Consider the following 10,091-nt stretch of genomic DNA (forward strand, 5'->3'; position numbering starts at 1 on the left):
GCATAGCCCCCCTTACATACCTTTGCCTGATTCAACTTGTTTGATTTCAATGGCACTTTCTACCGTTCTAGAAACTTGCTCCGCAATAGATTGCCGCTTTACTCCTAATTTATGACGAAGTGTTAAAACAATAGCTCCAATCATTGCAACCAATAAAATCATTCCAGCAATTTGAAAATAGAAAACATAATCCGTATAGAGAATATCACCTAATGCTTGTGTATTTGTTCGCTGCGCTAAATCTGGCATTGGTTGCGTAACATGCGTTCTCAAGACTGGAGAAAAATAGCTACTCATAAAAACAACAATCAATTCTACAGCGATAATAACACCAATAAGAGCTCCAATAGGAGCATACCGAAGAGTTCCACTCTTTAACTCAGCAAAATCAACGTCAAGCATCATAACGACAAATAAAAATAAAACAGCGACAGCTCCAACATACACAACAAGCAGAATAAGCCCTAAAAACTCTGCTCCTGCAAGTAAAAACAAAGCTGCTGCATTAAAAAATGCGAGGATTAAAAACAAAACAGAATGCACTGGATTGCGTGCTGTAATAACAATAACTGCACTTGTTAGCATAATAAAAGCAAACAAATAGAAAAATGCCGCCGCTAGATCTGTTAGCATAGGCTTCTCCTTAATTATTCAAACAATTGGTATAAACTTCATACCAGATTACAATTTATCGGAAAAATATCCGACACCTCATTTAACGATACACTTAACGATAAGGCGCATCCATCAATATATTTCGAGCAATTTCTCGCTCCCAGCGATCTCCATTCAATAAAAGTTTTTCTTTATCATAATAAAGTTCTTCACGTGTTTCCGTCGCAAACTCAAAATTTGGACCTTCGACAATAGCCTCAACCGGACAGGCTTCTTGACAAAAACCACAGTAGATACATTTAACCATGTCTATATCATAACGGACAGTTCTACGTGTACCATCATTGCGCCGTGGACCAGCTTCAATTGTAATCGCTTGAGCAGGACAAATCGCTTCACATAATTTACAAGCAATACACCGTTCTTCACCATTTGGATAGCGACGCAATGCATGCTCACCACGAAAACGCTGAGATACAAAACCTTTTTCATAAGGATAATTAATCGTGGGTTTTGGTGAAAAAAATTGACGCATAGCTAAGAAAAAAGCACTCACAAATTCCAATAGAAGAAGTGACTTTGCCGCCTGAATAAAACCTGACATCGTAAAATCTCCTCTTAAACGAAATCCGTAAACTTTAAAAAAGCAGCAGTTATCACAACCATTGCTAGTGAGAGAGGAAGAAAAACCTTCCAACCAAGCCGCATGAGCTGATCATAGCGATAACGTGGAACAAATGCTTTAACCATAGCAAACCAAAAAAATACAAAACAGACTTTTAAAACAAACCAAATGATACCAGGAACCCAATTAAGCCACCAAACATCTAAGGGAGGCAGCCAACCGCCTAAAAATAGAATGGTTGTTAATGCGCACATTAAAACAATCGCAACATATTCACCTAGAAAGAAGAGCATGTAAGGCGTTGAAGAATATTCTACCATATGACCAGCAACAAGTTCGGATTCTGCTTCCACCAAATCGAATGGAGGACGATTTGTCTCTGCAAGCGCAGAAATAAAAAATATAATAAACATTGGAAAAAGGACCAACCAATTCCAATCGAGAAAACTGTTAAAAGGAAGACCAAGAGTTGTACCAAGCCCGTGCGTTTGTTTAAAAACAATTGTTGTGAGATCTAACGAACCACTTATTAAAATGACAGTCACAAGCACAAAACCAATGGAAACTTCATAAGAAACCATTTGTGCCGCCGAACGAAGAGCTCCTAAGAAAGGATATTTTGAATTTGATGCCCATCCCCCCATAATAACACCATAAACTTCAAGAGATGAAATGGCTAAAATATAAAGCAAGCCAACATTAATCTTTGCAATCTCCCAACCCTCATTGACAGGAATAACAGCCCAAGTTGATAAAGCAAGTGTCGCTGAAACAAAAGGAGCCAAAAGAAAAACACCCTTATTTGCACCTGCAGGGATAATAGGCTCCTTAACAACAAATTTAATTAAATCTGCAAAAGACTGTAACAAACCCCATGGTCCAACAACGTTTGGTCCACGACGCAATTGTACCGCTGCCCAAATTTTTCTATCTGCATAAAGAAGATAAGCAACTAAGACCAAAAGAACGACCAAAAGAAGAAGTGTTTTTCCGATTATAATGAGTAATGGCAACAGCCAAGTCATAAAGAAATCATACATCATTATTCCTTTTCCTTTGCCTTACTTTACTGTTTGTGTAGCACGGTTTTTTGCAAGAGATGAACATTCAGCCATAACAGCAGAAGCACGTGCTATCGGATTTGTTAAATAAAAATCTTTAACCATAGAAGTAAATGCTTGACTCTCGAGAGAAACCATTTTTGAACCAAGCGCCTTAAGACCACTTATATCAGAAGGCACTATATCATCAACAGCACAAAGGTGTGGATAATCATTAAACAAGCATTGCCTTAATTGAGAAAGAGAATCAAAAGGGAGCTTTTGTCCTAAAATATCCGATAAAGCACGCAAAATAGCCCAATCTTCTTTTGCTTCACCTGGAGCAAAACCAGCCCGATTTGTCATTTGAACACGTCCTTCTGTATTCACATAAAGCCCTGATTTTTCAGTATAAGCAGATGCAGGCAAAATAACGTCAGCAGCATGTGCACCATTATCACCATGGCTCCCAATATAAACTGTAAAAGCTTTTGTATTGGCTAATTCTACTTCATCAGCACCAAGCAAAAATAGAACTTCACAGGTTTTAAGTATATTTGCAACCCCAAGCTTAGAAGTAAAGCCTATGTCCAACCCTCCAACAATCGAAGCTGCATTATGAAGAACCCCAAACCCATTCCATGTCTCACTAAGAGCACCTATATTATCAGCTAATTTAGCAAGACTTTTTAAAACAGATAAACCTTCACTTCCTGAAACCGCTCCCTCTCCGATAAGAATAAGGGGCCTCTTCGCTTCTTTTAAGACATTAAAAAAAACATCCTCTCCACGAATAAGTGTCGTTAATGTATCACTCCCAGATCCAAGGTAAGAATAAGGATAACGTAAATCGACTTTCTCTCCAATTAATGCAATAGGAAAATTGCCCATCCGTTGGCGCTTTAAAATACGCGCATTTAAAACAGCTGCTTCATGACGTGGATTAGATCCCACAATAAGCAGTGCATCAGCCTGTTCAATACCTACAATTGTAGGATTAAAAATATAACTCGAGCGCCCAAACTCTGGCGATAAAGCCCCCCCTCTTTGACGACAATCAAAAAGCGTTGAGCCCAAAGAACTCAATAATGCTTTAAGGGCATACATTTCTTCAACAGAAGCAAGATCCCCCGCAATGGCTCCAATTTTTTCTGGAAAAATTTTAGAGATTACCATTTTAATTTTTGCAAAAGCTTCTGTCCAACTGACAGGTTGAAGCTTTCCATCTTTGCGTACATATGGCTTATCAAGCCGCTGAGTCCGTAATCCATCCCAAATAAAACGCGTTTTATCAGAGATCCATTCCTCATTTACATCTTCATTCGTACGCGGCATAATCCGCATAACTTCACGGCCGCGGCTATCAATACGGATAGCACTACCAAGCGCATCCATCACATCAATCGATTCCGTTTTTACCAATTCCCACGGACGGGCATGAAACGCATAAGGTTTTGAAGTTAGAGCTCCCACTGGACAAAGATCAATAACATTTCCCTGTAATTCAGATGTCATAGCTTTTTCAAGATACGTCGTAATTTCAGCATCTTCACCACGACCGATCAAACCAAGCTCAGAAATACCTGCAACTTCCGTTGTAAAACGAACACACCGTGTACAATGAATACACCGTGTCATAACAGTTTTGACAAGAGGTCCAATATATTTATCTTCTACAGCACGTTTATTTTCTGTATAACGAGAACAATCTCGTCCATAAAGCATTGCTTGATCTTGAAGATCACACTCTCCCCCTTGATCACACACTGGACAATCCAAAGGATGATTAATGAGAAGAAATTCCATAACACCTTCACGTGCTTTTTTTACCATCGGTGTATTGGTAAAAATCTCAGGTGCCTCACCGTTAGGCCCTAATCGTAAATCACGAACCCCCATAGCACAAGAAGCCTGAGGTTTTGGTGGACCACCCTTAACCTCAACTAAACACATACGACAATTTCCAGCAATTGACAAAGATTCATGAAAACAAAAACGTGGAATTTCTGCCCCAGCCGCCTCAGCAGCCTGAAGCAACGTGTAGTAATCAGGAACTTCAATCTCTTTGCCATCAACTTTGATATTTATCATCACCCATCCAACCTGCGGATAACCCACTTAAAATTTGCATTCGGTCGTTCTTAAAACAAAATCCTTTATTAAACCGCTTCTAAAGCAATATTTTTGCTTTGGACTACATTTCGCGTGTATTCATCAATTCTACGCTCGATTTCTGGACGAAAATTACGTATCAACCCCTGTACAGGCCATGCGGCAGCATCACCAAGCGCACAAATAGTGTGTCCTTCAACCTGTTTAGACACTTCAAACAAAAGATCAATCTCGCGTTTTTGCGCTCTTCCCTCAACCATACGCCCTAAAAGACGCATCATCCATCCCGTCCCCTCACGACACGGTGTACACTGACCACAACTCTCGTGCTTGAAAAAAGCAGCTATACGCCAAATTGCCTTGATAATATCGGTTGATTTATCCATAACAATCATTCCCCCTGTGCCAAAAGAAGACCCGACATCTCGCATCCCATCAAAATCCATGATCGCATCGATCATATCCTCACCACGAACGACTGGACAAGAAGCCCCCCCTGGAATAACTGCTAAAAGATTATTCCATCCACCACGAACACCACCCGTATGTTTTTCAATTAATTCACGGAATGAAACACCAAGAGCGTCTTCAAATGTACAAGGTGCATTAACATGCCCTGAAACCATAAATAATTTCGTTCCAACATTATTTGCTCGTCCGATTGATGAAAACCACGAAGCACCCCGCCGCAAAATCGTTGGAACAACGGCAATAGACTCTACATTATTTACTGTTGTTGGACAGCCATAAATCCCCATATTGGCAGGAAATGGTGGTTTAAGCCGAGGTTGTCCCTTTTTTCCCTCAAGACTTTCAAGAAGAGCTGTTTCTTCACCACAAATATAAGCACCCGCTCCATGATGAATAACAATATCACAAGCATGCCCATATTTCGTTTTTTTGCCAAGTAAACCCGCATCATAGCATTCATCAACCGCAGCTTGAAGCGCTTCACGTTCACGAATATATTCACCACGAATATAAATAAAAGCAACATTGGCTCCCATAGCAAAAGTAGCGATTGCACATCCTTCAATCAAAGTGTGGGGGTCATGACGTAAAATATCACGGTCTTTACAAGTTCCAGGTTCAGATTCATCGGCATTGACAACCAAATAATGAGGACGTCCATCATTCTGCTTTGGCATAAAGGACCACTTCATTCCAGTAGGAAAACCAGCACCACCACGACCGCGTAAACCCGATGCCTTCACTTCATCAATGATCCAATCACGACCTTTGTCAATCATTTCTTTCAGACCATTCCAATGCCCACGCAACATCGCAGCCTTTAATGATTTGTCTTTTAAACCATAAATATTGGTGAAGATACGATCTTTATCAGCTAGCATACCCCACCTTTTTTTCTATCACCCATAGCATTTTCCGCTTTTCCTCAAATGCAATTTTTAAATATCTTTTCAAGATTTCTTACTTTTCGTTAAATGTTGCCATCATGGGTAGAATAATAAAATATTTTCTCAAGAAAAATACTTAATTATGTTCCCCATTCTTTCCTTATCCTTTTTTGGTGAAGACTTGAGAGATCTTTTTTTCTTTCTCATCATCAATAAGAGAAGTTAAACCACTAATCGGTTCCGACGATTTACGACTATTTTGCGGACCAACCTCTATCTCAGAACCCTTACCTGCTTCAAATGCATCAATAATTTCTTCAAGGCGTTCAGCTGTAAGATCTTCATAAGTATCTTTAAAAATCATAACCATCGGAGCATTCACACAAGCACCAAGACACTCCACCTCTTCCCATGATAAGGTTCCATCCTGATTGGTCGCAAAAGGTTCATGATGAATTTTTTTCTGACAAACTTTAATCAATTCATCAGAACCACGTAACATACAAGGCGTTGTACCACAAACTTGAATATGCGCTTTTGTTCCAACAGGCTTAAGCTGAAACTGAGTATAAAAAGTAGCAACTTCTAAGACACGGATATAAGCCATGGAAAGAATCTGAGCAATATGCTCAATCGCAGCACGTGTCACCCAACCATCTTGCTCTTGAGCACGCATTAATAATGGAATTACAGCAGACTGCTGACGCCCTGCAGGATATTTTTTTATGGTATTTTTTACCCATATCTGATTTTCTTTTGTAAAAGAAAACTCAGCGGGCTGATAAACATCATCTGCAAGACGGCGTACGGACATTAGCGATCAACCTCCCCAAAAACAATATCAATCGAACCCAAAATAGCTGTAGCATCTGCTAACATATGACCTCTGGTTAAAAAATCCATAGCTTGGAGATGAGCAAACCCAGGAGCACGCAACTTGACACGATAAGGCTTATTGGTTCCATCAGAAACAAGATAAACACCAAACTCACCCTTCGGAGCTTCCACAGCAACATATACTTCTCCAGGAGGTGTATGAAAACCTTCCGTATAGAGTTTAAAGTGATGAATCAGTGCTTCCATCGAGCTTTTCATTTCACTCCGCGTCGGTGGTACAATTTTGCGATCCAAGCTCGAAACTGGTCCATTTTTTTCAGTACTCAGTAAACGCTCCACACATTGGCGCATAATTTTCGCTGATTGACGCATTTCTTCCATACGAATAAGATAGCGATCATAACAATCGCTATTTTTACCTATAGGAATATCGAATTCCATTTCATCGTAACATTCATAAGGCTGACTTTTACGCAAATCCCATGGAACACCAGCTCCACGAATCATAACCCCAGAAAAACCGCGTGCCCAAGCTTCATCAATACTTACAACGCCAATATCCACATTACGCTGCTTAAAAATCCGATTTGGGGTCACAAGCGCATCAAGTTTTCCGAGAGAAACAAGAAATGGATCAATAAAATCACCAATATCTTCAACTAAAGATTCTGGTAAATCTTGATGCACGCCACCAGGACGAAAATAATTTGCATGAAGACGAGCACCACAGGCACGCTCATAAAAAATCATCAATCTTTCACGTTGCTCAAATCCCCAAAGCGGTGGTGTTAAAGCACCAACATCCATTGCCTGTGTCGTTACATTAAGCAAATGATTAAGAATACGCCCAATTTCAGAAAACAAAACACGTATTAATTGCCCTCTTTTAGGAACTTTTATATCTAATAACTTTTCAATAGCAAGAACAAAAGCATGTTCCTGATTCATAGGAGCAACATAATCCAAACGATCTAGATAAGGACCAGCTTGGAGATAAGTCTTTGTTTCCATTAATTTTTCAGTACCGCGATGCAACAACCCAATATGTGGATCTACACGCTCAACAACTTCACCGTCCAGCTCCAGAACCATGCGCAAAACCCCATGCGCGGCAGGATGCTGCGGACCAAAATTGATATTAAAGTTTCGAACATTGACCTCAGCCACAATCAACCCCTTGCTTTTTAAAAAACTTCATATCAAATATCAAAAAAATCTATCACGCTAAAAAATATTTAATTATTTAAGAAATACAGTACCCTAATATAATGCCTTATCAAAACCAATATTATTTTTTTTCATCTGCTTTCCCATCACATGGCAAAGTATACTGTCCTCCTTCCCAAGGAGAAAGAAAATCAAAATTACGCATCTCTTGGCGCAAAACAACAGGCTCATAAATCACCCTCTTTGCTTCATTATCATAACGGCATTCAACAAATCCTGTCACAGGAAAGTCTTTGCGTAAAGGATATCCTTCAAACCCATAATCTGTTAAAATCCGTCTCAAATCCGGATGTCCTGAAAATAAAATCCCATACATATCATACGTTTCACGTTCATACCACTCTGCGCCAGGATAAACCGTACAAGCTGAAGCAACAGGAGTATTTTCATCTGTACGAACTTTTACACGTAAGCGTAAATTCTCACGAGGAGATAACAATTGGTAAGAAACATCAAAGCGCTTATCGCGAGAAGGATAATCCACACCACTAATGTCTGTAAGATTAATAAATTGACAGCGAGAATCATCACGAACAAACATTAAGACATCGATAATTGCATCAAGACGTGCCACAATGGTCAATTCACCAAAAGCAAGAACAGTCTCTTCAAGCTTATTTTTTAATTTGTTTTCCAAATAAGCAGCAAGCTCAACCAATGTTTCATCCACCATGACAAGAAAACTCTCTATCGCTCTATGGATCCGGTACGACGGATTTTTTTCTGTAGCAACAATATGCCGTATAATAATGCCTCTGCTGTAGGTGGACACCCTGGGACATATATATCGACAGGCACGATACGATCACATCCCCGCACTACTGAATAGGAATAATGATAATATCCCCCACCGTTTGCACATGATCCCATAGAAATCACATAACGTGGCTCTGGCATCTGATCGTACACTTTTCTTAAAGCAGGAGCCATTTTATTTGTCAGAGTACCTGCCACCACCATCACATCTGACTGGCGGGGTGAAGCTCGTGGTGCATATCCAAAACGCTCATTATCATAATGAGGCATTGAGCATTGCATCATTTCGATAGCACAACAAGCCAAACCAAAACTCATCCACATTAAAGAACCGGTACGTGCCCAAGTAATCAAAGCATCTGCCGAGGTAACTAAAAAACCCTTATCTGATAATTCAGCATTGATATCACGAAAAAACTTATCGTCAGATCCTATCAGCCCACCAGTATTTGGATCAATGATTCCTTTTGGTTTTGGAGCCTCAATCGTTGAATTATTAGATCTTAATTCCATTCAAGGGCTCCTTTTTTCCATTCATATATAAATCCAATAGTCAAAATCGCTAAAAACACAATCATCGACCAAAAGCCAAACATACCTATTGATTCGAATGAAACAGCCCAAGGAAAAAGAAATGCAACTTCAAGATCAAAAATAATAAATAAAATTGATACCAAATAGAAACGAATATCAAACTTCATGCGTGCATCACTAAATGAATTAAACCCACATTCATAAGCCGATAATTTTTCAGGATCGGGGGAACGATATGCTACAATGTAAGGTGTAATCAACAAAACTCCAGCAATAACCGCTGACACAATAATGAAAATCAAGACTGGCAAATAAGAGCTCAATAAATAAGCCATAACCCTCTTCCATCGTAACGAAATGCCTGAGTTTAACACAATGATTCAATATTGCGAGACCAAACAGACAAATTTAACAATCGCTCTATTAACTCTATTCATACTGCTTCTAAGGCATACAGAGCGATACTTTTCTTATCGGCATAGGTAACGCAGAGCAAAGAAAGACGCAAGCCCTATTCTTATAAACCATATAAAAAGAAAGAAAAAACATATCTATTCCCAATCAAACACTCCACCACATTACTCATAGCATATGGATATTTTAAAAAGGAAATTTCATAAGGAATCACGAAATGGCGCGAGTGACGGGGCTCGAACCCGCGACCTCCGGCGTGACAGGCCAGCACTCTAACCAACTGAGCTACACCCGCGCATTTTTTTCGAACCAATTTAATTTGGTACAAGCGGTCGTGTAAGGGGTTCATGCGTTTATGTCAAGAAGGATTCTGCATTTTAAAAAAAAATTATCAAATCCCATCTTTATTCTTGCGTTTAGAAAAATTCTTCCTTAAATAGTCTCCATTCAATTGCTGATCATTGCATTGGGCGATTAGCTCAGCTGGTAGAGCGCCTCGTTTACACCGAGGATGTCGGGAGTTCGAGTCTCTCATCGCCCACCATATAGCTTTATATTCCTATTAAGTTTTTG

The 10,091-nt window shown here is 39.6% G+C and carries 9 protein-coding genes, 2 tRNA genes and 1 pseudogene; 1 reads left to right on the plus strand and 11 read right to left on the minus strand.

All coding sequences use genetic code 11. From position 1 onward, the window contains the following. Positions 1–12: 12 nt before the first annotated feature. From ACFIL8_RS02645 to ACFIL8_RS02695, 11 genes and pseudogenes are all read right to left on the minus strand, one after another. A complete protein-coding gene (locus ACFIL8_RS02645) occupies positions 13–633 on the minus strand; it encodes an NADH-quinone oxidoreductase subunit J (RefSeq protein WP_375611880.1) in 621 nt (206 codons plus the stop codon). A gap of 94 nt (positions 634–727) precedes the next feature. Next, positions 728–1,219 (minus strand): NADH-quinone oxidoreductase subunit NuoI, encoded by a 492-nt coding sequence (gene nuoI / locus ACFIL8_RS02650; protein WP_273723184.1) that lies wholly within the window; start codon positions 1,217–1,219, stop codon positions 728–730. A gap of 14 nt (positions 1,220–1,233) precedes the next feature. Further along, positions 1,234–2,280, minus strand: coding sequence for an NADH-quinone oxidoreductase subunit NuoH (nuoH, locus tag ACFIL8_RS02655; RefSeq protein ID WP_375632259.1), 1,047 nt, complete (start codon positions 2,278–2,280; stop codon positions 1,234–1,236). A 21-nt stretch (positions 2,281–2,301) separates the two neighbouring features. Beyond that, positions 2,302–4,371, minus strand: coding sequence for an NADH-quinone oxidoreductase subunit NuoG (gene nuoG / locus ACFIL8_RS02660; protein ID WP_375613455.1), 2,070 nt, complete (start codon positions 4,369–4,371; stop codon positions 2,302–2,304). A 68-nt stretch (positions 4,372–4,439) separates the two neighbouring features. Beyond that, positions 4,440–5,744 (minus strand): NADH-quinone oxidoreductase subunit NuoF, encoded by a 1,305-nt coding sequence (gene nuoF / locus ACFIL8_RS02665; protein WP_375613456.1) that lies wholly within the window; start codon positions 5,742–5,744, stop codon positions 4,440–4,442. Between the two features lie 129 nt (positions 5,745–5,873). Then, positions 5,874–6,564, minus strand: a pseudogene (gene nuoE / locus ACFIL8_RS02670) (NADH-quinone oxidoreductase subunit NuoE). Beyond that, a complete protein-coding gene (locus ACFIL8_RS02675; protein ID WP_375613457.1) occupies positions 6,564–7,754 on the minus strand; it encodes an NADH-quinone oxidoreductase subunit D in 1,191 nt (396 codons plus the stop codon). The pseudogene nuoE and the gene ACFIL8_RS02675 overlap by 1 nt, the downstream one beginning before the upstream one ends. Positions 7,755–7,875: 121 nt before the next feature. Further along, the gene (locus tag ACFIL8_RS02680; RefSeq protein WP_375613458.1) at positions 7,876–8,487 is read right to left on the minus strand and encodes an NADH-quinone oxidoreductase subunit C; all 612 of its coding nucleotides are present in this window, start codon (positions 8,485–8,487) and stop codon (positions 7,876–7,878) included. Between the two features lie 14 nt (positions 8,488–8,501). Beyond that, positions 8,502–9,083, minus strand: coding sequence for a NuoB/complex I 20 kDa subunit family protein (locus tag ACFIL8_RS02685; protein WP_375606831.1), 582 nt, complete (start codon positions 9,081–9,083; stop codon positions 8,502–8,504). Further along, the gene (locus ACFIL8_RS02690; protein ID WP_005773599.1) at positions 9,074–9,439 is read right to left on the minus strand and encodes an NADH-quinone oxidoreductase subunit A; all 366 of its coding nucleotides are present in this window, start codon (positions 9,437–9,439) and stop codon (positions 9,074–9,076) included. Before ACFIL8_RS02690 ends, ACFIL8_RS02685 begins: the two co-directional genes overlap by 10 nt. Before the next feature lie 297 nt (positions 9,440–9,736). Further along, positions 9,737–9,813 (minus strand) — tRNA-Asp (locus tag ACFIL8_RS02695). Positions 9,814–9,986: 173 nt separating this feature from the next. Here ACFIL8_RS02695 and ACFIL8_RS02700 point away from each other — a divergent pair. Continuing rightward, a tRNA-Val gene (locus ACFIL8_RS02700) sits at positions 9,987–10,062 on the plus strand. Positions 10,063–10,091 lie beyond the last annotated feature (29 nt).

Source organism: Bartonella sp. AP57NXGY (genome assembly GCF_042195805.1).
In the GTDB taxonomy this organism is placed as follows: Bacteria; Pseudomonadota; Alphaproteobacteria; order Rhizobiales; family Rhizobiaceae; genus Bartonella.